Origin of the sequence: Pseudorhizobium halotolerans, from assembly GCF_902153235.2 — a bacterium.
In the GTDB taxonomy this organism is placed as follows: Bacteria; Pseudomonadota; Alphaproteobacteria; order Rhizobiales; family Rhizobiaceae; genus Neorhizobium; species Neorhizobium flavum.
This window is the reverse complement of sequence record NZ_CABFWE030000005.1, coordinates 1,565,436-1,592,109: the sequence shown is the minus strand read 5'-3', so window position 1 is coordinate 1,592,109 and position 26,674 is coordinate 1,565,436. Positions and strand designations below refer to the sequence as shown.

The 26,674-nt window shown below is 61.4% G+C and carries 22 protein-coding genes and 1 tRNA gene; 8 read left to right on the top strand and 15 right to left on the bottom strand.

Features of this window, described 5'->3' with window-relative positions:
* Positions 1 to 2 precede the first annotated feature (2 nt).
* Positions 3 to 1,166: an osmoprotectant NAGGN system M42 family peptidase gene (locus tag FN060_RS12735; protein ID WP_142588329.1), complete on the top strand. Its 1,164-nt coding sequence runs from the start codon at positions 3 to 5 to the stop codon at positions 1,164 to 1,166.
* Positions 1,167 to 1,200: 34 nt separating this feature from the next.
* Here FN060_RS12735 and FN060_RS12730 read toward each other — a convergent pair whose 3' ends face one another.
* From FN060_RS12730 to FN060_RS12720, 4 genes are all read right to left on the bottom strand, one after another.
* Positions 1,201 to 1,533, bottom strand: a complete 333-nt coding sequence (locus FN060_RS12730; RefSeq protein WP_142588328.1) for a four-helix bundle copper-binding protein — start codon at positions 1,531 to 1,533, stop codon at positions 1,201 to 1,203.
* A 76-nt stretch (positions 1,534 to 1,609) separates the two neighbouring features.
* The gene (malQ, locus tag FN060_RS12725) at positions 1,610 to 3,472 is read right to left on the bottom strand and encodes a 4-alpha-glucanotransferase (RefSeq protein ID WP_142588326.1); all 1,863 of its coding nucleotides are present in this window, start codon (positions 3,470 to 3,472) and stop codon (positions 1,610 to 1,612) included.
* Positions 3,473 to 3,544: 72 nt separating this feature from the next.
* On the bottom strand, positions 3,545 to 3,676 hold the full coding sequence (locus FN060_RS23390) for a hypothetical protein (RefSeq protein ID WP_280136222.1): 132 nt from the start codon (positions 3,674 to 3,676) through the stop codon (positions 3,545 to 3,547).
* A 60-nt stretch (positions 3,677 to 3,736) separates the two neighbouring features.
* Complete coding sequence (locus FN060_RS12720) at positions 3,737 to 5,167, bottom strand: phosphomannomutase (protein WP_142588324.1); 1,431 nt, start codon at positions 5,165 to 5,167, stop codon at positions 3,737 to 3,739.
* A 178-nt stretch (positions 5,168 to 5,345) separates the two neighbouring features.
* Here FN060_RS12720 and FN060_RS12715 point away from each other — a divergent pair, with 178 nt between their 5' ends.
* From FN060_RS12715 to FN060_RS12705, 3 genes are all read left to right on the top strand, one after another.
* Positions 5,346 to 6,593, top strand: a complete 1,248-nt coding sequence (locus tag FN060_RS12715; protein WP_142588322.1) for an NAD(P)/FAD-dependent oxidoreductase — start codon at positions 5,346 to 5,348, stop codon at positions 6,591 to 6,593.
* A gap of 173 nt (positions 6,594 to 6,766) precedes the next feature.
* Positions 6,767 to 8,125 (top strand): glutamine synthetase family protein, encoded by a 1,359-nt coding sequence (locus FN060_RS12710; protein WP_052637026.1) that lies wholly within the window; start codon positions 6,767 to 6,769, stop codon positions 8,123 to 8,125.
* A gap of 1 nt (position 8,126) precedes the next feature.
* Entirely contained in the window at positions 8,127 to 9,425 is a 1,299-nt protein-coding gene (locus tag FN060_RS12705) for an NAD(P)/FAD-dependent oxidoreductase (protein WP_183949879.1), read from the top strand.
* 15 nt (positions 9,426 to 9,440) lie between these two features.
* Here FN060_RS12705 and FN060_RS12700 read toward each other — a convergent pair whose 3' ends face one another.
* From FN060_RS12700 to rirA, 4 genes are all read right to left on the bottom strand, one after another.
* Entirely contained in the window at positions 9,441 to 10,094 is a 654-nt protein-coding gene (locus tag FN060_RS12700; RefSeq protein WP_244665768.1) for a TetR/AcrR family transcriptional regulator, read from the bottom strand.
* A gap of 154 nt (positions 10,095 to 10,248) precedes the next feature.
* Positions 10,249 to 10,788 carry a gluconokinase gene (locus FN060_RS12695; protein WP_142588318.1) on the bottom strand — a complete coding sequence of 180 codons (540 nt, stop codon included), beginning with the start codon at positions 10,786 to 10,788 and terminating at the stop codon, positions 10,249 to 10,251.
* 93 nt (positions 10,789 to 10,881) lie between these two features.
* On the bottom strand, positions 10,882 to 11,910 hold the full coding sequence (locus FN060_RS12690; RefSeq protein ID WP_142588317.1) for an AbrB family transcriptional regulator: 1,029 nt from the start codon (positions 11,908 to 11,910) through the stop codon (positions 10,882 to 10,884).
* A 111-nt stretch (positions 11,911 to 12,021) separates the two neighbouring features.
* A complete protein-coding gene (rirA, locus tag FN060_RS12685; protein WP_142588316.1) occupies positions 12,022 to 12,495 on the bottom strand; it encodes an iron-responsive transcriptional regulator RirA in 474 nt (157 codons plus the stop codon).
* Positions 12,496 to 12,708: 213 nt separating this feature from the next.
* On the opposite strand from rirA, the gene FN060_RS12680 reads away from it, so the two are divergent.
* Positions 12,709 to 13,719 (top strand): Fe(3+) ABC transporter substrate-binding protein, encoded by a 1,011-nt coding sequence (locus FN060_RS12680; protein ID WP_244665802.1) that lies wholly within the window; start codon positions 12,709 to 12,711, stop codon positions 13,717 to 13,719.
* A 57-nt stretch (positions 13,720 to 13,776) separates the two neighbouring features.
* Here FN060_RS12680 and FN060_RS23385 read toward each other — a convergent pair whose 3' ends face one another.
* Positions 13,777 to 13,899, bottom strand: a complete 123-nt coding sequence (locus FN060_RS23385) for a hypothetical protein (protein ID WP_268877031.1) — start codon at positions 13,897 to 13,899, stop codon at positions 13,777 to 13,779.
* A 105-nt stretch (positions 13,900 to 14,004) separates the two neighbouring features.
* A complete protein-coding gene (locus FN060_RS12675) occupies positions 14,005 to 15,501 on the bottom strand; it encodes a CoA-acylating methylmalonate-semialdehyde dehydrogenase (RefSeq protein ID WP_142588315.1) in 1,497 nt (498 codons plus the stop codon).
* A gap of 108 nt (positions 15,502 to 15,609) precedes the next feature.
* Between FN060_RS12675 and FN060_RS12670 the strand changes: the two genes are divergently transcribed.
* Positions 15,610 to 16,491, top strand: a complete 882-nt coding sequence (locus FN060_RS12670) for a LysR family transcriptional regulator (RefSeq protein WP_142588314.1) — start codon at positions 15,610 to 15,612, stop codon at positions 16,489 to 16,491.
* A gap of 10 nt (positions 16,492 to 16,501) precedes the next feature.
* On the opposite strand, the gene FN060_RS12665 is transcribed toward FN060_RS12670, so the two are convergent.
* From FN060_RS12665 to FN060_RS12650, 4 genes are all read right to left on the bottom strand, one after another.
* Complete coding sequence (locus tag FN060_RS12665; protein WP_142588313.1) at positions 16,502 to 17,641, bottom strand: GNAT family N-acetyltransferase; 1,140 nt, start codon at positions 17,639 to 17,641, stop codon at positions 16,502 to 16,504.
* A 128-nt stretch (positions 17,642 to 17,769) separates the two neighbouring features.
* The gene (locus FN060_RS12660; protein ID WP_142588312.1) at positions 17,770 to 18,009 is read right to left on the bottom strand and encodes a helix-turn-helix domain-containing protein; all 240 of its coding nucleotides are present in this window, start codon (positions 18,007 to 18,009) and stop codon (positions 17,770 to 17,772) included.
* A 237-nt stretch (positions 18,010 to 18,246) separates the two neighbouring features.
* Positions 18,247 to 18,323, bottom strand: a tRNA-His gene (locus FN060_RS12655).
* 126 nt (positions 18,324 to 18,449) lie between these two features.
* Positions 18,450 to 18,896, bottom strand: a complete 447-nt coding sequence (locus FN060_RS12650) for a phasin (RefSeq protein WP_077549116.1) — start codon at positions 18,894 to 18,896, stop codon at positions 18,450 to 18,452.
* A 221-nt stretch (positions 18,897 to 19,117) separates the two neighbouring features.
* Here FN060_RS12650 and FN060_RS12645 point away from each other — a divergent pair, with 221 nt between their 5' ends.
* Together FN060_RS12645 and FN060_RS12640 are read left to right on the top strand one after the other, a co-directional pair.
* Positions 19,118 to 22,693: a PAS domain-containing sensor histidine kinase gene (locus FN060_RS12645; RefSeq protein ID WP_142588311.1), complete on the top strand. Its 3,576-nt coding sequence runs from the start codon at positions 19,118 to 19,120 to the stop codon at positions 22,691 to 22,693.
* Between the two features lie 135 nt (positions 22,694 to 22,828).
* Complete coding sequence (locus FN060_RS12640; RefSeq protein ID WP_142588490.1) at positions 22,829 to 24,403, top strand: ABC transporter permease; 1,575 nt, start codon at positions 22,829 to 22,831, stop codon at positions 24,401 to 24,403.
* A gap of 247 nt (positions 24,404 to 24,650) precedes the next feature.
* On the opposite strand, the gene FN060_RS12635 is transcribed toward FN060_RS12640, so the two are convergent.
* Complete coding sequence (locus FN060_RS12635) at positions 24,651 to 26,600, bottom strand: acetoacetate--CoA ligase (RefSeq protein WP_142588310.1); 1,950 nt, start codon at positions 26,598 to 26,600, stop codon at positions 24,651 to 24,653.
* Positions 26,601 to 26,674 lie beyond the last annotated feature (74 nt).

The window sequence follows — 26,674 nt, the reverse complement described above, 5'->3', positions numbered from 1 at the left end:
GCATGTCCATCGAGATCGACGAGGCTTACCTCAAGCGCCAGTTGGAGGCGCTCCTGCGCATCGCAAGTCCGACGGGCTATACCGATGAAATCGTCCACTATTGTTCCGGCGAGCTGGAACGGCTTGGCCTGAAGCCGGAGCTTACCCGCCGCGGTGCAATCAGAGCCGTCCGGCAGGGCAGCCGCCGCCACGGCGCGCGCGCGATGGTCACCCATCTGGATACGCTGGGTGCACAGGTGAAATCGGTGAAGGACAACGGACGTCTGGAAGTCGTGCCGATCGGCCACTGGTCAGCCCGGTTCGCTGAAGGCGCCAGGGTCACCGTCTTCAGCAGCGCCGGCAGTTTCCGCGGCACGATCCTGCCGATCAAGGCCTCGGGCCACACATTCAACGACGAGGTCGATACGCTCCCTGTCGGGTGGCGCTACGTCGAGTTGCGTATCGATGCCGTCACGACCTCTCGGCAGGAAACCCTAGCCTTGGGGATCGACGTCGGCGATGTCATCGCGATCGATCCTGCTCCGGAGTTTCTGGAAAACGGCTTCATCAACTCGCGTCATCTCGACGACAAGGCGGGCGTGGCAATCGCTCTTGCGGCAATCGAAGCGCTTGAGCGGACTGCAGCAACAACACCGGTCGATACCTATTGGCTCTTCACGATTGCAGAAGAGGTCGGCGTCGGGGCCTCATCGATCCTGACCGGAGACATTGCCTCCATGCTGACCATCGACAACGGGACCAGCGCCCCGGGGCAGAACTCCGCCGAATTTGGCGTGACCATAGCCATGGCGGACCAATCAGGACCGTTCGACTATCACCTGACCAAGAAGCTCGTCGATCTGTGCCAGAGCGAAGGCATTCCCTATCAGAAGGATGTCTTCCGCTACTATCGTTCCGACTCCGCCTCTGCGATCGAAGCGGGCCATGATGTGCGCACGGCCCTTGCCACCTTCGGAATCGACGCGTCCCATGGGTATGAGCGAATTCATATGCTTGCGCTCGTCTCGGTAGCCCGCCTCGTTGCGGCATTCGCCGTCAGCCGAGTGGAGATAAAGCGGGATGCAAGGGAGATTTCCGGCGTCGAGGGCTTTACGCACCAGCCGACGGAGGAGGCCGACAATCCGCTGCCGCCTGAATTCGGTTCAGCCGGCTCTCGGAATACCTAGAGCCGGTTGAACAGGGTTATAGCCAAGGCCCAGATCAGGCAGCCATCTGGCGGCAGCTTTCGGCGCATTTGCGGCAGGCGTCGACGCAAGCCTGCATGTCACCTACTTGCTCGCAATCGTTCGCACATTCGGTGCAGATTTCCGCGCATTCGCGGCATGTATGCTTGTGGTGCTCCGTTCCGATCAGCATGAAGTGGGCCGAAGTCCGGCAGATTTCCGCACAGGCCATCATCAGCCGAAAGTGTGCAGGTTCCGTATGCTTTCCGCCGGCCTCCAGGCAGTGGTTCATCGCCATCGAGAGGCAGACGCTGTAGCAGTTCAGGCAGTTATCTATGCATTCCTTCATCTTGGGGTCCATCGCGGCCATCCTGAATCCTCCTGGGTTCTTTGCACGAAGGGGTAACAGAAGACGAAAGCGGAGGTTCCCGCGCGATGCGGCCGGTCTAGGATTGCCGCGGCCGTTCGGCCGTCACAGCGGCGACAACACGCTGGAAGAGCGAGCTTCCGGCAATTTCCTCCAGCGGAAGACGCAGCTTCAACCGCCAGTTCGGATAGGCATCCGACGTCCCCGGCACGTTGGTCTGGCGGTCCTCTCCGACCAGATCCGCAAGTCGCAGAGCGACCGTGACGCTGGGCGAGCGAGCCAATAGCCGGTGCATTGCGACGAACAGTTCCTCGGAGATGGCGCCAGCTGGCTCGGAAATCGAGCCTACCGCTGCAGAGGACAATCCCGCCCCCTCTATGGCTCGAATGAAGGCTGTTCGCCGTTCCTGCCTTTCACGCAATGATGCCTCCGCTCCCCGTTCGTCCGTGAGGCCGAATTCCCTTGCCAGCCGGATGTCGTCACTGCGCCACCAGCCGATCAAGGGCGGCAAATCATGGGTGGACAGGCAGGCCAAGGAAAGGTGTGAGACGGCAGGCGACCCGACAACCTCATCCACCGGCTCGAAGTAGAGGACGCGGTAGCCAAGGATCTGCGCCTTCACCATCATGTCGCGGAAGCCGTCCGGCACGTTGCCGAGGTCCTCTCCGATAACGATCGTGCCGCGCCTGTGGCTCTCTGCGGCAAGGGTACCGACCATGTCCTGGAACGGATAACGGAGATAGCCGCCGACCGCCGGCGTCTCTCCTTCCGGCAGCAGGAAGAGCTGCCAGAGTCCCATGGCATGGTCGATGCGCAGAGCGCCGGCAAAACGCATGGACGCATCCAGGAGCTCGGCATAAGGCCGCATGGCTTTGGCCTTCAACGCAGCGGGCGACAGGGCCACGAGGCCCCAGTCCTGCCCCGACGTGCTGAAGACATCCGGCGGCGCCCCGACCCTGAGCCCCTGCAGGACGAGTTCCGGCGTGCTCCAGCTCGAGGAGCCGTCCGGAGCCTCCCCTACCGCAAGATCGAAGTACAAGCCGATCCGCATGCCCGTGCTACGCGCGCAATGCTCGGCTTCCTGCAACTGCTCAGCAGCGACCCACTGCAGCCAGCAATGGAATTCCACTTCGTCTGCATGATCGTCAGCGAAGCGTTTTACCGCTTCACTATCCTTGGACCGGAATTCTGCGGGCCAGTCGGTCCATCCGCCACCATGACCAAGCTCGACCATCGCCAACGATAGCGCTTCGAAGAGTGCATGCAGACGAAGCTCCTCCCCGGCGTCCGATCGGAACCGCTTAAACGAATCGCGTCCGGCCGTCGCCTCCGCAGCATCCGCGCTTGCCTGCCAGACCTTCCGCAGCACCGGCAGCTTGAGCCGTGTTACTCCCTCGTAGTCTACAAATTCGGTTTCCCGCAGCGTTACCAGCGCATCCTGATCCACCCACGCCTCCTCGTAGCCCGGCAGCGTGTCAACCGCGATGTAGAGAGGATTGAGGAACTTCCTGTTCGATGGGGAATAGGGGCTGCAGCGGGTGGGTTGGGAGAGGAAGAGCGCATGCACGGGGCTCAGTCCAATAAAGTCAGCTCCAGCCGCGGCCGCAATCTCGCAAGCAGCTTTCAGATCCTCGAAATCCCCAAGGCCCCAACTGCGGCCCGACCTCAGTTCGTAAAGCTGCAGGGAAATTCCCCACACCTTCTCCTTCTCAAGGAAAGTAGGCAGGTAGCATTTCGTCGTCTCATCGAGCTCCATGCGCGGCGGCGACAGATTTGCTGCCTCCCGCGACACCTTCCCCAGGGCGCGAAGCATGAGTTCGCGCGTGGCGGTCGGCACGTTCTGCACCTTGCCTTGCAGATCCTGATAGGTAGCCGGAATGCCGTGGCCGATCGCGACCTCGTCAAAATCATCCAGCCGATCCGTACCCTTCGTACTGCTCATCGCCACCTCGCCCTGCTGCAAGCGATGAACAGGATGGCTCCCGTGTTTGTTCCAGCCTTCCGTGCAAGCCAATCACTGATTGACGGCATGCGGCGGCGGGTTGCCCGGCTCCTCCGAGACCGTTGCCTGGAAGGGACGGAAGCCGATGATGACGATCGCGAGCACGATGACGAGAACGCCGATGACAAGGTAGCGAAGGTTCATGATACCTCTCCTGGGAATTCGGCGCCAACCAGCCGATCCAGCAAAGGTTCCGGGCCGTGTCTAAAGAGCGTCTGCGCCGCCGTGTTCGTGCGCCCACTGGCCTATGCGCTCCAGTCCGGCCCGAAGCAGCGCATCTGCGGCTGATGCGTCTTTCGCCTCGACGTAGCAGCGCATCTCGGGCGCATTTCCGGACGGCCTGAAGTGAATGATCCTTCCATCGACGAGTGCCACCCTCAGACCATCGATGTCGGAGGTCTCCTTGATCGGTCCGATCGGTTCCAGGAACGACTCGAGATTTCCGCGATCCGCTCGCAGATGGGCCATGAGCGCAGCGCTCGTTTCCGTCGGGAAGTTCTCCAATCGGTCAGAGGCGGCAATCGGCAGCGCGAATTGAGCGCCGATCTTCGAGAGAGGCAGCCCCCTCTCCGCACGCAGTCCAAGCACCGCGAGAATGGGCAGGAAGCAGTCTCGCGTTGGCAGGGCACGGAAAACTTGCCCTTTCACCTGGAAATCAGATGCGGTTAAAACCCCGCCATTGGCTTCGAAGCCCATCACGCCGTGCCTTCCAGCTGCCACGGCGTCCTGCATCGCCGCAATCACATAGGGGGAGCCGACGCGCGTCCGGGTGACTGCGAATGACCCTGCTGCCTCAATCCCCGAGTTGGAGGTCACCGGGGTGACGACCACGTCTGCCCGAAGGAAGTTCGCGGCGATCAGGCCCAGCAGATCACCGCGAAGCGGTATGCCTGCCTCGTCTGCCACCAGCGGGCGGTCGCCGTCGCCATCGGCCGATACGATAGCATCGAGCTCGAATTCCGTGCTCCACTGCCGCAACGCGTTGATCGTGTCGGCTGAAACCGCTTCGGTATCCACCGGAATGAAGGTCTGCGAACGTCCCAGAGCCATGACGTCGGCGCCGTAGAAGCGCAGCACGTCCACGAGCAGGTCCCGCGCCACCGTGCTGTGCTGATAGACCCCGATCCGGAGCCCTTGGAAGGCACCCTGCGGGAGGAGCGCGATATTCCTGTCTCGAAAGAGTGCAAGGCATTCGCGCGAGTGATCGGCGGGTGCATGAGACGTCGGACCGACCTCCCATCCCTTGGCGGCAAGCGCGCTGATCGCCTGCTCGTCCTGCTTGTCGATCTCGCCATCCGGGCGATAGAACTTGATGCCGTTGCGGTCGGCAGGGATATGCGAGCCGGTGACCATCAGCGACGCTGCGCCACGCTTGAGGCCGTAAAGCGCCAGAGCGGGAGTGGGAAGCTCGCCGCAATCAACCACGCGAAAGCCCAACTGCGATAATGCCGCACTGCAGTTCGATGCGATCGCGGGGCTAGAGGGACGAAAGTCCTTTGCCAGCAGGATCTCGGAGCCCTGCTTCGCTTGTCCACTCTCCAGGAGATACCGTCCAAAGGCTGCGGCGTAGGCGCCGGAAACAGGTCCTTCGAGATCGACCGAAAGGCCCCGAAGGCCGCTGGTTCCAAACTTCATGCGCTCGCTCCGCTCATCTTGCCGCTGTGCGGATCTGTATCTGCCCCCCGACAACGCGACAAGAGAACCGAAGATGGACGCTTTCAGACAATCGCAAGCCTGTGGCGATTTTTCATTTGCGCCGCAGCATCCTCCCCGGCATGTTCGCGCCATCGGTATTTGGATTGAAAGTGCAGACATGGCAGCGGATGCAATCGTCCTGGGCGCAGGCATCATAGGGGTTTCGACGGCGCTACAATTGGCGCGGCGCGGCAAGTCGGTCGTCCTTGTCGACCGCAGGGGTCCGGGTGAAGAGACATCTTACGGGAATGCGGGGCTCATCCAGCGGGAGGGCGTCGTCCCCTACGGGTTTCCGCAGCAGTTCGGCCTGATCCTGCGCTACGCCCTGAACAACCGCATCGATGCTCACTATCACTGGCGCGCCATCCCGCATGTCACGTCCTTCCTGGCGAAGTACTGGTGGCATTCCAACCTCAGCCGGCATCAGCTGATCGCGCGGGCCTACGCTCCGCTGATCGAGCACTCGATCTCCACCCACAACGAGCTGATAGAAGAAGCCGGCGCACAGGACCTCATCGCCAAGAGTGGCTGGACGGAACTCTTCCGCACCTCCGCAAAGCGCGATGGCGAATTGAAGGAAGCGGCACGGCTGCGCCAGGAATACGGGGTCACGTTCCGGGAGCTGACGTCAGCCGACATCAGTGTAGAGGAGCCCGATATCAGCGGCGACTTCGTCGGCGGCCTGAAGTGGGAAGATCCGTGGTCCGTCCGCGACCCCTATGCACTGACCATGGCATATGTTCGCCTGTTCGAGAAACTTGGTGGTCGGGTCCTCAAGGGTGATGCCCGCAGCCTGTCGCAGACGGCGACCGGCTGGCGCATGGTTGCCGGCGACGGAACCGTCGAAGCGAAGGATGTGGTGGTCGCGCTCGGACCGTGGTCCGACACCGTGACGAAGCCACTCGGCTACCGCTTCCTCGTCGGCGTCAAGCGTGGCTATCACATGCACTACGGAACCAGGGTGGGCGCAAAGCTCAATGGCTGGACCATGGATGCGGAGAAGGGCTATTTCCTCGCGCCGATGAACCAGGGTATCCGCCTGACCACCGGAGCTGAATTCGCGCTTCGCGATGCCCGCAAGACACCGGTCCAGCTGGAGCGGGCAGAAGCGGTCGCCCGCACGGTCTTCCCGCTTGGCGAGCGCCTGGACCCGGAACCTTGGATGGGTGCACGCCCCTGCACGCCGGACATGATGCCGGTCATCGGTCAGGCGCCGCGTCACAAAGGCCTCTGGTTCGCCTTCGGCCATGCCCACCACGGCCTGACGCTCGGCCCGGTAACCGGCCAGGTCATCGCGGAAGCCATCGCGGGAGAACAGACCCTCATCGACATCTCGGCCTACCGGCCCGAGCGCTTCGAGGCCTGACTGCTGGCCTTCCTGCCAGAATGACGCTAGACTTTGAAATAGGGGAAGGCGGGCATTGTCCCGCGACATAAAGAATGGCTCGATATCTCATCTACAATGCCAGAACCGTCCATCGTTAGCGGGCCACCCGGCCCGGCGCTTCGGCGCCTACGGAAACGGCTTCTTGGTGTTACATGGATGATATAAGTTCAGCGCAGGTTTTCTTAGACAGCAATCCGGACATCGAAGTCCTCGAGGCATTCGTCATAGACGTCAATGGCGTGCCGCGCGGCAAATGGATTCCGCGCGAGCGGGCTCTCGACATCCTGTCCAAGGGCATGGCGATGCCAAGATCCGTCTATGCACTGGATGTGTGGGGACGGGATGTGAATGCGGCCGGGCTCGCTGAGGGCACCGGCGACCCGGACGGCCTTTGTTTTCCAGTTCCCGGCACGCTTTCGCGCGTGACCTGGTTGAACCGGCCGACCGCCCAGGTTCTTCTCGGGATGCGTGATCCGGATGGCCAGGGCTTTTACGGCGATCCTCGGCAGATCCTCGCCAATGTCCTCAAGGGCTTCACAAAGCTAGGACTGACCCCGGTGGTGGCGACGGAGCTCGAATTTTACCTGATCGATCCGGTACGTTCGGCGCTCGATCCCGTGCGCCCTCCCAATTCACGCGATGGCCGCTGGCATACCGGCCAGACGCAGGTTCTGTCGATTTCGGAATTGCAGGACTTCGAGTCGGTCTTCCACGGGATTGCCAGTGCGGCACGCGCCCAAGGTATTCCCGCAGACACGACCTTGCGCGAGAATGGGCCGGGCCAGTACGAAATCAACCTCAACCATGTTCCCGACGCGTTGAAGGCAGCCGACTTCGCGGTTCTCCTCAAGCGGATCGTCAAGGGCGTGGCGCGGGCAAACGACCTCGATGCCACCTTCATGGCCAAGCCCTACGGCAGCCAGGCGGGGAGCGGAATGCACGTGCATTTCTCCCTGATCGACGAAACGGGGACCAATGTCTACGCGGGAGAGGACGGCCCGGCGGAACGTCTGTTCCACTCCGTCGGCGGCCTTCTGGAAAACATGAACGACAGCATGGCCGTCTTTGCGCCGCACGCCAATTCCTATCGACGCCTCAGGCCAAGCGAGCACGCGCCCACCTACGCGTCCTGGGGCTTCGACAATCGCTCGGCGGCGGTGCGGGTCATCACCGCGAGCCGACCGGCCACCCGAATCGAGCATAGGGTGGCGGGATCCGACACCAATCCGTATCTCGTGCTGGCGATGATCCTCAATGCAGCGCTCACCGGCATACGCGAGAAGCGCAATCCCGGCGGGGCGATCACAGGCGACGATCACGCGGTCAGCCACGAGCCCCTGCCGACCAACTGGGACTATGCGGTGCAGCAGTTTGCGAAGTCGACATTCGCCTATGCCACGCTCGGCCCCAAGTACCGCGCGCTCTACACCGCCTGCAAGCAGCAGGAGATTCAGGAGTTCTCACTTCGGGTGACCGACGTGGAGTATGATGCCTACATCCGGACGGTATGAGATGAGCTTCAAGACCAGCGACAATCCCCGACACACGAATTCCTGGTACGCGGCAACCGCCAACGACAAGCGGGTACGCCCTGCCCTCCAGGAAGATCTGGAGACCGATGTCTGCATCATTGGTGCCGGCTTCACAGGAATCTCGGCCGCCGTTGAGCTAAGCGAACGGGGCTACCGGGTGGTTGTTCTGGAGGCGGAGCGCATCGGCTATGGCGCATCCGGGCGAAATGGCGGGCAGATCGTCAACGGCTATAGCCGTGACCTGCAAACGATCGCCTCGCGATACGGGCAGGAGAAGGCGGTCGCCCTCGGGGCCATGTCGCTCGAAGGTGGGGAGATCATCCGTAAGCGCGTTTCGACCTACAACATCGACTGCGATCTCATCCCGGGCGGCTTCTTCGCAGCATTTACGGACAAGCAGATCCGGGAAATGGAGGCCCACAAGCGGCATTGCGAGCAGCATGGCCACGGCGGACTGGAAATGGTCTCGAAGCAGGAGGTCAGCCGCTATGTCAGTACCGACCGCTATGCCGGCGGCATGGTCGACCGGCTGGGCGGGCACATCCATCCCCTCAACCTGGTCGTCGGCGAGGCCGCGGCGGCGGAAAACCTCGGCGCGCGTATTTTTGAAGGCTCCCGCGTCGTCACGCTGGAAGATGGAGAACGACCGATTGTCCGTACAGAGCGAGGATCGGTTATGTCCGCCTACGTGCTCGTCTGCGGCAATGCCTATCTATCCCCCCTCCTGCCGGAGATCCACGGACGCATGATGCCGGTGTCGAGCCAGGTAATGGCGACCGAACCTCTCGAGGAGGGACTGGTACAATCTCTGCTGCCGGCGAATTACTGCGTGGAGGATGCCAACTATATCCTCGACTACTACCGTCGGACCACCGACAATCGCCTGCTCTATGGCGGTGGCATCGGATATGGCGGGCATGATCCGAAGGACCTGACGAGCGTCATCCGGCCGAACATGCTGAAGACTTTCCCGCAGCTAAAGGATGTCCGGATCGATTATGCGTGGAGCGGCAATTTCGCGCTGACCCTGACGCGGATCCCGCACATGGGACGTCTTTCCGACAAGGTCTACTTCTCGCATGGCGACAGTGGCCACGGTGTCACGACCACCCACCTGCTCGGCAAGATCCTCGGCGAGGCAGTCGCCGGTCACGCTGAACGCTTTGACATATGGGCTTCGCTTCCCAACCTTCCATTCCCGGGCGGAAAGACGTTCAGGGTACCGCTGACGATGCTGGGCGCATGGTGGTATGGGCTGCGCGACCGCCTTGGGCTGTGATGTCCCGAAGCATCACTAGGCGTCTGCTTCCGACCCAGGGAGAAAGCGTTGCATCTGAACCGCGCATGCGGACTTGAAGTCTTCGATGATGAGCCCGGCCTCGTGCTCGTCGGCCAGCAACGCAAGGCGAACAGCGGCTTCGGCCATGTGGAACATCAGGAACACCATGCGCTCGAATTCGTCTCGACGGTCCGCGGCTACGAAGCGTGACGTGGCATCCGAAAACAGCCTGGCATGGTTGCGGGATTCCTGGAGATCCAGAAGCGCCAGCTCCTTGTCAGCCTGGGTGGCATTCAAAAGGTCCTGCAGCGCAGGCGTGCGGCGGATGTTCTCGTAATAGCGATCGATGATGCAGTCGATCGCCGGGAAGACATCGTCGACGGTCGCCACCCTGGAAACGCCATCGCGGATGAACGTCCCGACGCCGTCCACGTACCGCATGTAAAGCGTCGCGACGATCGCGCTCTTGTTCGGGAAGTACTGGTAGATCGACGCGATCGGGCCGCCCGCGAGAGAGGCGATCTCCTTCATCGTGACCGCATCGATACCCTTGCTGCCGATCAGGTCCATGGAGACCTTGAGGATTTCATCTATCCTTTCGCGGCTGCGCTCCTGCTTCGGTATCCGCCTTAGCAGACCTTGCGTTACGCAATCCATCGTATCCGACATTCGCAGCACTTCTCCCATACGCACACTGAATTCGGATGCCGGCATCTGCAGGCACCCGATGGAGACCCAGGATACCTGCCTCTACGGGAGCGAAAGTGATCTAGATCATCAACCCAGCGGGTTTTATCATTGTATTAGGATGTAAGAAGTCACTTCAGCGCGAATCAGACCTAGGTCCAATCTTGCTCAGACCTTTCTCGGCGGCTTCGACTATTTCGTCGAGCGTCCCATCGATAGTCACAGTCACGACGCCCTCCTCGCCCTCCGGCGTCTCCAGCGTCGCCAGCTGACTGTGGAGCAGCGAAAGCGGCATGAAGTGGCCCGTCCGTTCCCCCATCCGGATTTCCAGAAGCTCCGGTGTCCCCTTCAGGAAGATGAACTTCAGGTTTCCTCCCGCAGCTGCGCGAAGCCGGTCACGATAGACACGCTTGAGGGCGGAGCAGGAGAGGACGAGGCTCCTGCCTTCGGCAACGGCACGGGCAAGGTCCTGTCCCACGAGGTCGAGCCATGGCCACCGGTCCTCATCGGTAAGGGGAATACCCTTCGCCATCTTCTCGACATTGGAGGGAGGATGGAGCCTGTCTCCTTCCGCAAAGTCGCAGTTCAGCGCCTCAGCCAACCGTTCGCCCACCGAGGACTTACCGGCTCCGCTGACGCCCATGACGATGATTGCTGAAGCTGTTTGGCGGGTCATTGTGCTAATCATTCCTCAATAGATCCGCCGATCAGCTATCCGACCTTCCCCGTCAAGCTCAAGCCGCAGGAAGCCAATCTGCACAGCTTCGCATCAATTCCTGCTCAGATCGCGGCGCAGAACATACGGCATCAGCCCGGACAGGAGCAGTAGGCGCAGGATGTGATGCGCACCCACATAGGTCGGCTGGGCATTCAGCATGACCGCCATCGCAGCCATCGTTTCCAGTCCGCCGGGAGCGAAGGCAATAAGCGCGGCATCGACCGGGACATCCGCGATATGCGACACCAGAGCCGCGATCATGGCAGCCAGCACCACCACGACGACGGTCACGACACCTCCCGCGACAAACGCCGTGCGTAACGCCCGGACGGAGACCCCGGAGAAACGGGATCCGATCATCCCTCCGAGTAGCACATAGGTCGGGATCAACACCCAGGCCGGCAGGTTGCCTTCCACCATCCCGCTGAGATGAGCGCTACCCGACGCGATCATTCCTCCCATGAGAAGTGCGGCTGGCACGCGCAACCGCATCAGCACCCAGCCCAGACCGAGAGCCGCTGAAAACGAGATGGCCAATGGCCAGATGGCCATTGTCGCGGCGGGAGGCGGAGTGGTTCCGACTAGGTCGAGAACCTCAACGATCAGCGGAACCGTCAACGTCAGGGCGAGGACCCGGACACTCTGGATGACGCCTACAGCCAGAAGGTCGCTACGGGTGTCCGCCGCTAGGCTGAGCACGAAGCTGAGATGACCGGGGGATGCCGCAAGCAAGGCCGTGGTTCGATCATAGCCGAAGAACCGCTGCAGGATCCAGGTCGCCGAATAGAGGAGTATGACGATGGCCACCGGGACGACATGGAAGCTCAAGGGCCACGTCCGGGCTGCGACAAAGACCTCAGGCGTCAGGCCCGCTCCCATCGAAAGGCCCACGGCAACGAAGCAGGCATTTCGCACCGATGTGGGGATGGAAAGTCGCAGGCCGGCAAGTCCAGCGATGCTGACGGCGGAGGCTGGCCCAATCAGGAACGGCGCAGGCAACCCAAGGAGGTAGGCGGCTATAGCCCCGGCCGATGCCAGGGCTGCAGTGAGAAGGAAGGTGCGAAGATCGGCAAGGGACATTCAAACGCCTTTTCGAGGCGCAATCTCCACCCCTGAGCGTTTCCCCTTGTATTGTACGCCGGAGAGAGGTCAACCCGGCAAAGAATTGCCGGGCAAAGACAATCGGACAACTCAGGCAGCGGGCACAGCTGCAAGCCGAGGTGCACGAGCCTCGTCGATACCGAGCAGGAAATTGATCTGCGGGCGAGCCTTCACCAGATCGTCAATCGTGTAGTCCGACAGGACATCGAAGAACGCGTTCAGCGCCTTGCGCAGCGCCGAATTGAGGCCACAGCTGTTCACAAGGGGACATTCCGCGACGGAATCCTCGAAACACTCCGCCATCGCAAAATTATCTTCGGTGACCTTCACGACGTCGAAAAGCGTAATCTTGTCGGCCGGGCGTCCGAGCCGAACGCCTCCATTGCGACCGCGAACGGTTTCCACCAATCCTGCCCTGGTCAGCGGCTGGAGGATCTTGAAGAGGAAGAGTTCCGACACGCCGTAAGCCTTGGCAATCTCGGGGATGCGGCTCAGGTGACCTTCATTGGCCGCGCAGTACATCAACATGCGCACCGCGTAGTTCGTCTGCTTCGTCAACCGCATCGTATTGCTCCCCGAGTCTTCGTCAGAACTTACATATAAGGGCTCGGCTAGTTTTGAACAATTCCAAAATAAGAAATTTATGATCAAGTTTTCCCGCGATCCCGCCCGGGGGCTCTTGACCCTCACAAAAATTCATGACTTCTGCCATCAAGATTAATACCCCGATGGAGGATACTCATGGTGAAAATGTTGTCTCTTGTCGCCCCGGCGATCATGGCGAGCGTGGCGCTTCTACCGATCGACCATGCCCTGGCAGACGGTGAAGTGAACGTCTACTCCTACCGGCAGCCGGACCTGATCAAACCGCTGCTGGACGAGTTCACCAAGAGAACCGGTGTCGAGACCAATGTGCTCTTCCTGGACAAGGGCCTTGTCGAGCGCATCCAGGCGGAAGGTGCGAATTCGCCCGCAGACGTCATCCTTACCGTCGACATCTCCCGCGTCATGGAAGCCAAGGAAGGCGGCGTGACCCAGCCGGTCACCGACAATGAGACGATCAACAAGGACATTCCGGCCCACTTCCGGGATCCTGCCGGCGAATGGTTCGGGCTTACCACCCGGGGCCGTGTCGTCTACGCCTCAAAGGAGCGCGTCGAGCAGGACGAGATCACCTATGAGGAGCTTGCCGATCCGGAATGGAAGGGCAGGATCTGCATTCGCGATGCGCAGCATTCCTATAACATCGGACTGATTGCCTCGATGATCGCTGCCCACGGCGAAGAGCATACCGAGGAGTGGCTGACCGGACTGAAGAACAATCTTGCCCGCAAGCCGAACGGCGGCGATCGCGACCAGGCGAAGGCAATCTTTGCCGGCGAGTGCGACATTGCGCTTGGAAATACCTACTACGTCGGCCTGATGCAGACCAACGAGAAGGAACCGGAGCAAAAGGACTGGGCGGCTGCCATCAAGGTCCTGTTCCCGAACACCGCAGACCGCGGCACGCATGTGAACATCTCGGCGATGGCACTCGCAAAGAACGCTCCGAACCGCGACAACGCCATCAAGCTGATGGAATTCCTCGCATCAGGCGACGCACAGGAGATCTACGCCGAGCAGGTCTTCGAGTATCCGGTCATGCCGGGCGCTGAGCCTTCAGACATCGTCAAGGCGTTCGGCGAGATCAAGCCGGACACGCTACCGCTGGCTGATATTGCCGCGAACCGGAAGAAGGCATCGGAACTCGTGGACAAGGTCGGCGTGAATGAAGGGCCGAACGGCTGACACAGCTAAGGCGGGGGCGGTCATACCGCCCCCGTTGACGTTCAGAACTGCGGTAGATCAAAGGACGGCTGCCGCCGTCCAGGCGAATGCTCCGACGAGCGCCAGAACAATTATCGCGACCACGGCAACCCTGCTCCAATAGGCGCGTCTCGCGCGCCTCTCATCCCATTCGTAAACCATCGTCCCGCTCCCTAGCGCAGGCGAAGTAGGGCGTCCGGACGGAACGTCAACATATGCTAAAAAAGAAGGCTCTGCATTTGCGGAGCCTTCTTTTGCAGTGACGACTTACTTCATCGTCGGGATGGAGAATTCGGCGCCGTCCTTGATACCCGAGGGCCAGCGCGACGTGACTGTCTTGGTGCGTGTCCAGAACCTGATCGAATCCGTTCCGTGCTGATTGAGGTCGCCAAAGGACGAGGCCTTCCAGCCGCCGAAGGTGTGGTAGGCGAGCGGAACCGGGATCGGGACATTGACCCCGACCATGCCGATATTGATACGGCTGGCAAAGTCGCGGGCGGCATCCCCGTCGCGGGTGTAGATGGCGACACCGTTTCCGTATTCGTGCTTCATCGGCAGCTCTAGAGCTTCTTCATAATTTCTCGCACGCACCACGGAAAGCACGGGACCGAAGATCTCGGTCTTGTAGATGTCCATGTCGGGCGTCACGTGGTCGAAGAGGCAGCCGCCGACGAAATAGCCGTTCTCATAGCCCTGCAGCTTGAAGTCACGTCCGTCGACGACAAGCTTCGCGCCCTCCTCTACGCCCCGATCGATCAGCCCGCGAACGCGCGTGTGCGCTTCCTTGGTAACGAGCGGCCCCATGTCGGCCTTGTCATCCGTGTAGGGACCGATGCGAAGGCTCTCGACCATCGGGGTCAGCTTGTCGATCAGGCGGTTCGCAGTCTCTTCCCCAACCGGAACAGCCACGGAGATCGCCATGCAGCGTTCGCCGGCGGAACCGTAGCCCGCGCCGATCAGCGCATTGGCGGCCTGATCAAGATCGGCATCCGGCATGATGATCATGTGGTTCTTCGCGCCGCCGAAGCACTGGGCGCGCTTGCCGTTGGCCGTGGCGGTGCCATAGACATAGCGGGCGATCGGCGTGGAGCCCACGAAGGAGACAGCGCCGATGTCCGGATGGGCAAGGATAGCATCCACGGCTGCCTTGTCGCCGTTGACGACGTTCAGAACGCCTTCCGGCAGGCCTGCCTCGATCATCAGCTCTGCGAGGCGCATCGGGACGGATGGGTCACGTTCCGACGGCTTCAGAATGAAAGCGTTGCCGCATGCGATGGCCGGCGCGAACATCCACATCGGGATCATGCCGGGGAAATTGAACGGGGTAATGCCGGCGCCGATGCCGACCGGCTGGCGGATCGAGTACATGTCGATGCCGGGGCCGGCGCCTTCTGTGAACTCGCTCTTGGAAAGATGCGGGATGCCGATGACGAACTCGCAGACTTCCAGGCCCCGGACGATGTCGCCCTTGGAATCCTCTATGGTCTTGCCGTGCTCGCGGGAGAGCAGTTCCGCGAGTTCATCCATGTTCTCGTTCAGTAGCTGCACGAACTTCATGAAAACCCGCGCCCGGCGCTGGGGATTGGTCGCCGCCCAGGCGGGCTGGGCAGCCTTCGCCGCTTCGACGGCAGCACTGAGCTCAGCGTCACTCGCCAGGGAAACCGTCCCTTGGACCTCTCCGGTCGCGGGATTGAAGATGTTTGCGGTGCGCCCGCTCTGGCCGGCAACGCGCTTGCCGCCGATGAAATGGCCGATCTCGTACATAGAAACACTCCTCCGATAGCTCGATGGCCCGCAGAGTGGCAAACAAATTTGCACAACGCAACGCGATAGTTTACGCATCTGTTGTGCATTTTTGTCGATAGGTGATCCGTGGACTGGGATGATGTGAGGCTTTTCCTAGCCGTCGCGCGAAGTGGCCAGCTTCTCGCCGCTTCGCGACGCCAGGGGATCAATCACGCAACCTTGGGCCGTCGGATGACGGCGCTTGAGCACGCTCTGGGGACAAGGCTTCTGGTTCGGCGAACGAACGGATGCGAACTCACGGCGGAGGGAGAGGTCTACTTTGCCGCCGCCGAGCGGATGGAAGCTGAGATGCTGGCGGCGCAGGCTGCGACCGGCCAGATCGATACGAGCGTGTCCGGCACGGTCCGGCTTGGCGCGCCGGACGGATTTGGTGTGTCGTTCCTCGCAGCGCGCCTGGGAAGGCTCATGCAGCAGCACCCTCTGTTGAAGGTGCAACTCGTACCCGTCCCTCGTTCCTTCTCGCTGTCGCAGCGGGAAGCGGACGTGGCCATAACGATCGAGCGGCCGGAACAGGGCCGGCTCATATCCTCCAAGCTTACCGATTATACCTTGGGCCTCTATGCATCGCGCGCCCATGTGAAAGCGCATGGGATGCCGGGCGGGCTCGAGGACCTGCGGCATCATCCTCGCATCGGCTATGTTGAGGACCTGATCTTCTCGCCTTCGCTCAACTTCACCGGCGAGGTGATGCGCGACTGGGATGCGACGCTGGAAGTCTCCAGCGCCATCGGCCAGACCGAGGCCGTACGCTCAGGAGCCGGCATAGGTATCCTGCACGACTACATCGCTCGCCAGTACCCAGAACTCGTCCGCATTCTCCCGGACGTGGTGATCCGTCGCGCCTACTGGACGACCTATCATGAGAGCAGTCGCGACCTGATGCGGATCAAGACGCTGGTCCGCTATCTGAACGACATCGTTCACGAGGAGCGCCATATCTTCCTGTGACGCGAGGTCGTCAGCGCCCCGACAGTTTCCGCAGAACGACCCATTTCAGCGGCCGCAGCCGCTGGTAGACCATCGTTCCTCGGACTTTCTCCATTAAGTTCTTCCGTCCAAGGTAGAGGCGCCCGCGGAGCGTCAGTGCCTCGCGCCGCTCCACGAGGGGGATTGTCGTCCTGCAGCTTTCCAGCTTCCAGGGTTCGTTGCCTATCCCAAGGTCCATCCACTCGAAGCCGTTCTGATGAAGCCATTCGAGGGCCTTGTAGAAGAGAATGCTACCGGGGGAATGTTTCGTCCACTCGTCGCCCTCGAAGGAGAGCATGATGGCGTAATACCGCTTGCCGCTGACCAGGCCCCAGATGGTAGCCACGACCGTCTCGCCGACGGTGAGGTAGAAGAGCCTGAGCGTGCCCTCTCGATGGAAGCGAACCGTTCCGCGGTCGAAGAAGTCGAATTTGTCGCGATCGACGTCGAATCCCGGGACCTTGGTCTCCTCGAAACGTCGCTGCTTCTGCCGAAGCATCGCCGCGGTCACCCGCCTCACTTCGTCTTCCGTCTCAGCAAGATGGAACCCGAGGGAGCCCAGGCGTTCCAGGCCCCTGGTCTTGCGCATCAGCGTCGTGCGCCGAGGTATTTCCCCGTCGATCTCGGCCCAGGGGCGCCTCAGGTCTGTTGCATGACAGGAGAGTTCACTGGCTCCGCTCTCCAGGAAGACAAGCGGGTTCAGCAAGCCCTCTACCTCCCCCGGCATTTTCGTCAGCTCGACGACATCGACGGGCGGAAGCTCTGCGAGCACCTGCTGCCAGAGTTGCTCCGCGGTCTCGCGGCTCCACGTCATCTCCGATGGGAACAGCACCGGAGCGTTATAGTCTGCGGCATCCTGGTCCACGAACTGCAGCAGTCCTGCGCCGCCTGCCCTGAGGATGCGAAGCGGCATGAAAAGCAAGGGTTGACGGGCTCGGTCCCTTACCTCCACGAAATGGAAGCTTTGCGCGCCGGACCGCCCGAAGCTTTCCAGCCACACCTGAAGAAAGGTGCGTGATTGGAAGGCGTGCAGCAGTGTCAGGGCCTGGTGGTGGGATGGGGCGCCGACGGGCCAGTCGGACGAGACGTCCTCCAGGCGGTTCCGCACCTCAATCAGAAAGGGTTTTTCCACGCTGTCGCCCCGCCGGCTCTCGTCGTTCGAGATGCCGCAGGGATGACATCTTCCCGTCAAGATTACGTTTACGGACAGGGTTCATTTCGCTGTTTTTGCTGGCTCTGACGTCAACCCGACGCCTGCCTTCATAGAAGAGCGGCAGGCGGCAGACCGAGAGCAGACGCGATGCGCTGCACGAGCGCCGGATCCGTTACACCGCCATCCTCCACCGCCTTCAGTTCGTCCACGGTCAGGCCGGTGGTCACGGCCAGTTGCTCAAGCGTATAGCTCCGCTCCTGGCGCGCTTCGGTGAGAAGGGCTGAAACACGATCAGCGGAGATACCGGTCTTCACTGCAGTGTCGAAATTGCTCATGGAAATAGACATAGGAGGAACCCTTCTACAATTGTCTCGCGCCGCAGGCGAAGTGTGCAAGGAGTACGGCAGCACAAATAGCGTGCGCCGCAATAAAGAGTAGGTTCTTGGCCGAGTGGATGCAAGTCAGCCGGCCCAGACCGACTGCTCAAGCCGTGGCTTGCCCGCGTACGTGCCGCAGAAAAACAGAACGGTGACTAGTTCGCAGCCACTCGCGGCTTACCTGCAGCGCATCGGGATCAAGAGAAATGGTACGGTTGGCTGGAGTTGAACCAGCGACCTCAGGTGCCACAAACCTGCGCTCTAACCAACTGAGCTACAACCGCACATGTAAGCCGCCGCGGCGGCTTTTCGGGTCAAATACGAGCATCGGGCCGTTTTTGCAAGCCCCCATACGAAAAGAAGGACCGGGGCTCTTCGCCGCCAGTCCTTCCTGTTCTCGATGCTGAAAATCAGGCCGCCTTGAAGGTCGACATGGCCTTTTCGGCAGCTTCCTTGCCCGGCTGGCTGACCGCTTCTGCGAGCTTGCGCGTGGCATCCTGGATGCTGCGAGCCTGATCGACGGTCAGTTCGGCCTGCTTGCGGACGAAGCTCGTCTGCAGTTCCACGAATTCAGCGACGGACTTCACGCCAAGAAGCGCTTCCATGTGGGAAAGCGAAAGATCGGCATTGGTGCGAAGAGCCTCGATGGCCTTGAGGCCAACTTCCACTGAGCCGGCCTGAGCGGACTGCATGGTGGTCTCGACCGTCTTCGTCGCCTCTTCGGTCGCAGCCTTCACCTTTGCATAGGCTTCGCGAGACTGGGCAGCGCCCTTCTCGGCAAATTCACGGAAGCTGTCCGTCAGCTTGGCCGGGTCGAAGGCGCTGAAGGAGAAGATATCATCGTTGCGGTATGCCATCCTCATATTCCTTGTACTTGGTATCTTCGGAAGGTGACCGAAGCTTCATGAGCCGTATATAATAGATCTCATTGTGCATTGCAACATAATTGTGCGCCGCACCATTTTCACGTTAACCTTTTGGGGCGTTAGGGCGCAGTGATTGTGGACCCAAATCGGCGTTCCGGCTATTAACACTATGTCAAGAACTCTATTTACGCTCGTGACGTCGGGGCCCTTCCATGCCTGCCACACAGTACCCGTTCATCGACATCGCGGTTCACGAAGGTGTTCGCAACCGATATGCGGCCGGCGATGCGATCGTGTTGTTCTCAGCCGACATGTCCACCGTACTGTGGTGCAACGGTCGCGGCGCCGGACTGTTCGGCTATGGGTCCGTCTATGACTTTCTCGACCAGGGCCCAGATCAGAACGATCTTCTCTTTCGGCAGGTCAGAAGCGTCGCGTCGCGGGTGGAACGCTCCTCTATTCCCGAAACCCTCACCATCCGCGTCGCTGCCGGCTTCCGAGCGGTGCCCGTCATGGCGCGCTGCATGCCGATCGACCTTTCCGGCGAGGCAGGGGTGCTTTTCACCGCTCCTGTCAGAGGAACTGGCGGCGCGGCTGCTGCAACAGCGTCGGGGCTAATCGATGGGCTCGATGATCCCCACATCCACGTGGCGGTGCTCGGCGCCGACGGAGTGGTGGCCGAGGCATCGAAAGCATTTCCAACTCTCGGGCTGACGCCGCATACCGCGCAGATGCTCGTGACCATCGCGAACAATGAGACGAACCGCCTGGTCAAACGCCCGGTCCCGACCTCCAAGGGTTATCTTCCTGCGGCGATGGGCAAGCTCTCCGACGATCCGGCGCTCTATCTGCTGCTCGTCGTGGAGACGGCCGCTGCCGGCATGGATCTGGCACCTGAAGCGATCGGCAATGACCCGGCTGCGGCCATGGAAGTCAGGTCCCGAGACGCAGATAGCTTCGACGCCGCCATCGATGCGGTCGCGCATATCGAGGAAACCTCCGGCGCGGAGGAGCTGGTGACGCTCGATGTTGATCCGGCAGGCGGTGAAGAGGACGACGACTCGGACGAGGGCGGCAGGACCCTCCCCCCTCAAAGCGGCGAGGCGCAGGCGACAACGGTGACGCTCTCAGGTGAAGGCGTGGTCGATGAGGCGCCGGCCGAGCCGCCGACCCCACCGCGCGAAGAGCCTCCTTCGGAAACTCGCTTCGTTTTCCGTCGCGATACCCGCGCCACCCGCTTCGTCTGGAAGATCGATGCGGAGGGGCGTTTCCAGGAGATTTCCGACGAGTTTGCGCGAACCGTCGGTCCCCGCTCTGCGAACATTGCCGGTTCGACCTTTGCAGACGTTTCAGCGCGCTTCAAACTCGATCCGGAGAACAAACTGCAGGATCTTCTGCGCCGCCGCGATACTTGGTCCGGCAAGACGATCTGGTGGCCCGTCGAGGGAACTTCGTTGAAGGTTCCGATCGATCTCGCGGCGTTGCCGACCTACACCCGCGACCGCGTCTTCGACGGGTTCCGCGGGTTCGGCATCATCCGTGTCGGCGATGTAACCGAGGACCCCGATGCGCTCGGCATCAGTCTCGCCTCTGACGCGAACGAAACGCGCGCGGAAGCGTCACCACTCCAAGAGACCGAAGAGGTCTCCTCCTCCGTTTCGGACGACGTTGCATCCGGCGAAGCCGCGACAAGGGAAGACTTGACGACACCTGAGGAAGCCGTTCCAGAGATCGAGCCGGCCTCCGATGCCGAACTCGATAGTGAACTGCCCGAACCGTCGACGACACAGCCGTCCAACCGCGGCGCAGAAACCGATCTCCAACTGCCGGGGAATGAAAAGCCTGCACTTCGCGTGGTGGAGGCTCCCGCCGCCAGCACCGACAAGGTCGTGCAGCTACCGGATCGCCGGATCCGGCGAGAGGGCCTGTCACCTGTCGAGCAGGCAGCGTTCCGCGAGATCGCCCGTCAGCTTGACGGCTTCATAGGCCGCCGCCCGCCGGGGGATGAGGACCCCAGCAGTCAGGAGGGAGCAGGCGTAAATGCCGATGAGGTTCAAGCCTTGCCCGACACGCTGGAAGATAAGCGGGCGGTGTCACCGCCTTCTTCAGAGGCGGAGGGAGACGACGACCTGTCATCGGCAGACTTGACTGAGCCAAACGATGCGCGAGAGGCGCCACCTGCTGAGGAGCAGCGCCCGGCAGTGGAAGAGAGCGAGCTCGACCACCACCAGTCCGATACCGCAGACGGCGAAAGAGTTTCCTACATGCCTGCTGTCCGCGAACGCATGGGATTGTCGGGAGAGATCCTGGACCAGATGCCGGTTGCGCTCCTGGTGCATGCCGGTGACCGGCTCATCCATGCCAATCCGGAATTCCTGCGCCTGACGGGCTATCCGTCGCTTGAGGCGCTGGCACACGTTGGCGGGCTCGATGCGCTGCTGCAGCGGCAGGATCTCGACAACGCGGCCAATCAGGCCAGCGGGCTGGTGCTTGTTCGAGCCGACGACTTGATCGTTCCGGTGACCGCGCGTCTTCAGTCCGTCCGATTCGAGGATGCCACTGCGCTCATGCTCGCCATGATCCCGATCGCTGCAGAGCCGGTGGCGGAGAAGGAACATCGGGCCGAAATCATTCCGCTCGCAAGGCCAATTCCCGAGCAGGCGGCGCGCCTTCAGGTGGAGGTGGAAGAACTGAGGGCAATCCTCGAGACTGCGACAGATGGCGTCGTCGTCATCGACATCGACGGAACCATCCGCTCGATGAACCGGTCCGCCAGCGCACTTTTCAACTACGATAACGACGAGACGGAGGGCAAACCCTTCGTGATGCTCTTCGCCCATGAAAGCCAGAAGGCAATCGTCGACTATCTCGCAGGTCTTTCCGGACATGGCGTCGCCAGCGTCCTCAATGACGGCCGGGAGGTTATCGGACGCGAGGCCTCCGGAGGGTTCATCCCGCTTTTCATGACCATCGGGAGGCTGACCTCTTCCAACGGCTTCTGCGCGGTGATCCGTGACGTGACCCAGTGGAAGAGGACGGAAGAGGAACTGCGAACGGCAAAGCGCGTGGCTGAGGCCGCGAACGCCCACAAAAGCGAGTTTCTGGCCCATGTAAGCCATGAAATCCGGACGCCCCTGAACGCCATTATCGGCTTTGCGGACCTGATGGCGACGGAGCACTTCGGCCCGGTCGGCCACCCACGCTATGTGGAATATGCGAGCGACATCGTGCGCTCGGGCCGACATGTGCTGGACATCGTCAACGACCTCCTCGACATATCGAAGATCGAGGCAGGAGAAATGGAACTCGACTTTATACCAGTCGAGCTCAACGAAACGGTGTCGGAGGCAGTCTCGCTGTTGCAGCCACAGGCGAACGGGCAGCGGGTTATCATCCGGACAGCCCTCTCCCACTCCGTGCCGCAGGTCGTTGCCGACCTTCGCTCGGTGAAGCAGATCGTCCTCAACATCCTCTCCAACGCAATCCGCTTTACGCCCTCCGGAGGGCAAATCGTGGTTTCGACGGCCTATGAAGCGAACGGAAGCGTCGTCCTGCGTATCCGTGACACCGGCATCGGCATGACCCGGGAGGAACTGGAGGTTGCCATGAAGCCGTTCAGACAGGTCGCGGGTAGCACGAGAAAGCGCGGCGACGGCACTGGTCTGGGGCTTCCCCTGACCAAGGCAATGGTCGATGCCAATCGCGCCAGTTTCGCAATCAGTTCTGCGCCGCGCGAAGGGACACTGGTCGAAATAACCTTTCCGCCGCAGCGGGTGCTTGCGAATTGAGGTCTGCCGGCTTAGCAGTTCCTCACTTCTAGAGGATCAAGCTTGCAGGTTCCCCCGTATCCGGCCAGTCGCCCCCCCCGACGCCCCCGACGCGCCACGTCTGCGCTGGCGATCGTCACGGCAGCCGTGGTCGCCATGCCGGTGATTGCCGTGGTGTGGATCGCGCTCCAGGGGGGTGATGACACGTGGCGGCATGTCGCGTCCACGGTCATCCCTCGCGCAAGCCTGCGCACCCTGCAACTCCTGGGCCTGACGGGGCTTGTATGTGCCCTCGTTGGTACTCTTACGGCATGGCTCGTTACGAGCTACGAATTCCCCATGCGCAGCATGCTGTCGGTCATGCTCGTCTTGCCGCTTGCGATCCCTTCCTATCTCGCCGCCTATGCCTTCGGCGAGTTCACGGATTTCACAGGCCCTCTGCAGACGGCCTACCGCGCAGCCTTCGGCTTTCAAAGCTCTCGCGAGTACTGGTTCCCGGACATTCGGTCGATGGGTGGCGCGGTTCTCGTCCTGAGTTCGGTGCTCTATCCGTACGTCTACCTCGCCTGTCGCTCGATGTTCCTCATGCAGGGGCGAGCCGCCGCCGATGTTGCACGGACGCTCGGCGCCAGTCAGGCCAGAGTGTTCTGGCGCATTCAGATCCCGATGGCGCGCCCCGCGATCATGATCGGCCTGACGCTGGTAACGATGGAGACTTTGAACGATATCGGCGCCGTGCAATTCCTCGGCATCAATACCCTGACCTTCTCCGTCTATGATACATGGCTGAACCGGGGCAGCCTGAGCGGGGCGGCACAGATCGCTGCCGTGATGCTGGGGATCGTCGCACTTCTGATCTGGCTCGAGCAGGCGGCGCGTCGCAGCCAGCGCTTCTCCACGAACCGGACCACCGGCGCGGTACATGACGTTGTGCGAACCCGACTTATCGGCGTGGCAGCTGCGGGTGCAACGGCGTTCTGCCTTCTTCCGGTCGTGACCGGCTTTGCAATTCCGGTCGTTGTCCTCGGCGGGTTCGCCTCCCGACGGCTCGGCGACTATCTCGATCCTCGGCTGCTCGACGCGCTCTGGAACAGCCTGGTCGTTTCCTCGCTGACCGCGATGATCGCCGTCCTGTTCGGCCTTGTCCTTGCCTACTCTATCCGCAACGACCGGTCATCCGGTGTCACGATGGCGGGGCGTATCGCCTCCCTCGGCTATGGCGTCCCGGGGACAGTGCTGGCCATCGGCGTGCTCATCCCCATGGCCGGTTTTGACAATGCGGTCGACGGCTTCCTTCGTTCGAATGTCGGCATATCAACCGGCCTTCTTCTCTCGGGTAGCGGCGCGGCGATCGTCTATGCCTGCACGGCCCGGTTCATGACCATGGCGGAGGGAACATTGGAAGCCGGGTTCCACAAACTCTCTCCTCACCTGGACATGGCCGCACGCACGCTTGGCCGCAACCAACGACAGACGCTGGCGACCATTCTCCTTCCCAATCTTGGTCCAGCCTTGATGACGGCGGCGCTCATGGTCTTCATCGAAACCATGAAGGAGCTTTCGGCCACGATGCTGTTGCGACCGTTCAACTTCAATACGCTCGCGACGCTGGTTTACGAGGATGCTTCCCGTGCCCGGATCGAGGATGCGTCAGTTGCCGCGATGATCATCATCCTTGCGGGCCTGATCCCTGTCCTGATCGTTTCACGTTCCTTGGACAGGCAGCGCTGATCAAAAAAGAAGGCGGCCAAAGCCGCCTTTCGAGGTAATGCTGTGTCACGTGCGTTCGGACATCCTGATGCCCCAAGCGCCTGCTGCTTCGGACGGGTTTAGCGATGTCGCCCGCTACTGCTGCAATCTTTGCCGGTGCGACTTAACGATGCGTTAAAGTGGCACACGATCTCTGGCAACCGTCAGTCCCGCCCCAAACTGAAGCGGATGTGTCTCGACTAGAGGGTCCTCCGCGTCATCCTGCCTATCAAGTCCGGAGCTCGAGGAGGTCAGCGAAAAGGTCCAGCGCCTCCGGATTGGCCAAAGCCTCCTTGTTCTTGACCGCCCGTCCATGGACCACATCCCGCACCGCTAGTTCGACGATCTTGCCGGACTTGGTCCTCGGTATATCTGCAACGGCAATGACCTTGGCCGGGACATGCCGCGGGGACGCGCCGGTGCGTATCTGGTTCCTGATGGCCTTCACAAGTTCATCATCGAGCACGGCTCCCGGCGCAAGACGTACGAAGAGGACGACGCGTACGTCCCCGTCCCAATCCTGGCCGATGCAGATGGCCTCGGCGATCTCCGGAAGCTGTTCGACCTGATTATAGATCTCGGCGGTACCGATGCGCACCCCGCCTGGATTGAGGGTCGCATCCGAGCGCCCATGGATGATGATGCCGCCATGCTCGGTCCACTCGGCGAAGTCGCCATGGCACCAGACATTCTCGAACCGGTCGAAGTAGGCGGCTCGATACTTCTCGCCTTCCGGGTCATTCCAGAACCTGATCGGCATGGAGGGAAATGGCCTGGTGCAGACGAGCTCGCCCTTTTCTCCGCGCACGGGCTGCCCGTTATCGTTCCAGACATCGACCGCCAGCCCAAGCCCCGGTCCCTGGATCTCACCCCGCCAGACCGGCTTAAGCGGGTTGCCGAGCACGAAGCAGGAGACGATGTCCGTCCCCCCGGAGATGGACGCAAGGTGGATGTCCGACTTGATGCCTTCATAGACGAAGGAGAAGCCCTCGGGAGAGAGCGGTGATCCCGTCGAGGTCATCAGCCGCAAATGGGACAAGTCGTGGGTCTCTCGCGGAACGAGTCCGCTCTTGCGTACCGCGTCGATGTACTTGGCCGAAGTCCCGAATACAGCGAATCGCTCATCCTGGGCATAATCAAACAGCACTTTTTCATCCGGTGCGAAGGGCGAACCATCGAACAGGCAGAGCGTCGCTCCGACCGCGAGCCCCGACACCAGCCAGTTCCACATCATCCATCCGCAGGTGGTGAAGTAGAACAGCCTCTCGCCCGGCTCGATGCTGCAGTGAAGGCGGTGCTCCTTCAAGTGTTGGAGCAGGACCCCGCCGGCGGAATGAACGATACACTTCGGCACGCCTGTCGTTCCAGACGAGAAGAGGATGTAGAGTGGGTGCGCGAAGGGAAGGAGCAGATATTCGACCTCGCGCGCTTCGAACGGAGCAATGAAGTCCGCAAACGTCCGACCGTCGGCAAGCGAAGCGGCGAGCGCCGGCGCATCACCGGCATAGGGGACGACCAGCACCGGAACGGCAAGCGCAGCGGCAACCGTCCGGACCTTATCCGCGACGTCCTGCAGCTTTCCATTGTACCAATAGCCATCACAGGCGATGAAGAGCTTGGGCGCAATCTGGCCGAACCGGTCCAGCACACCCTGCTCACCAAAATCGGGCGAACAGGAGGACCAGACGGCGCCGATCGACGCCGCCGCGAGCATCAGCGCCACCGTCTCAGGCATATTGGGCATCATCGCAGCGACGCGATCACCTTCCCGGACGCCGGCCGCCCGCATCGCCTGCTGGAGGCGGGAAACGTTGTCGCGGAGGCGATCCCATGACCATGTATCGCGAGCCTTGTCCTCCCCTCTGAAGATGATGGCTTCGCCAGCACCGCACTGGGACAGGAGGTTTTCCGCGAAATTCAACCTGGCGTCCGGAAAGAAGCGGGCTCCGAGCATATCGCCACCGTTCACCAGCACACGAGCGCCAGGCTCCCCCTTGACGCTGCAGAACTGCCAGATGGCCATCCAGAATGCCTCCGGTTCCCTCACAGACCACGCATGGAAGTCATCCACGGAGGTCGTGGGGCTTCCATGTCGTCCGGCGCACCAGGACATGAACGATCGAAGTGGCAAATCCTGTCGAAGGTCCGACGGTGTCCATAGCGGCTGATCAGAATTCATAGGGTCTCCTCCATCCCAAGAACACCTTCCCTATAGCAATGCTGCAGCGCAAGATAAACGGCCAATGATCTGAT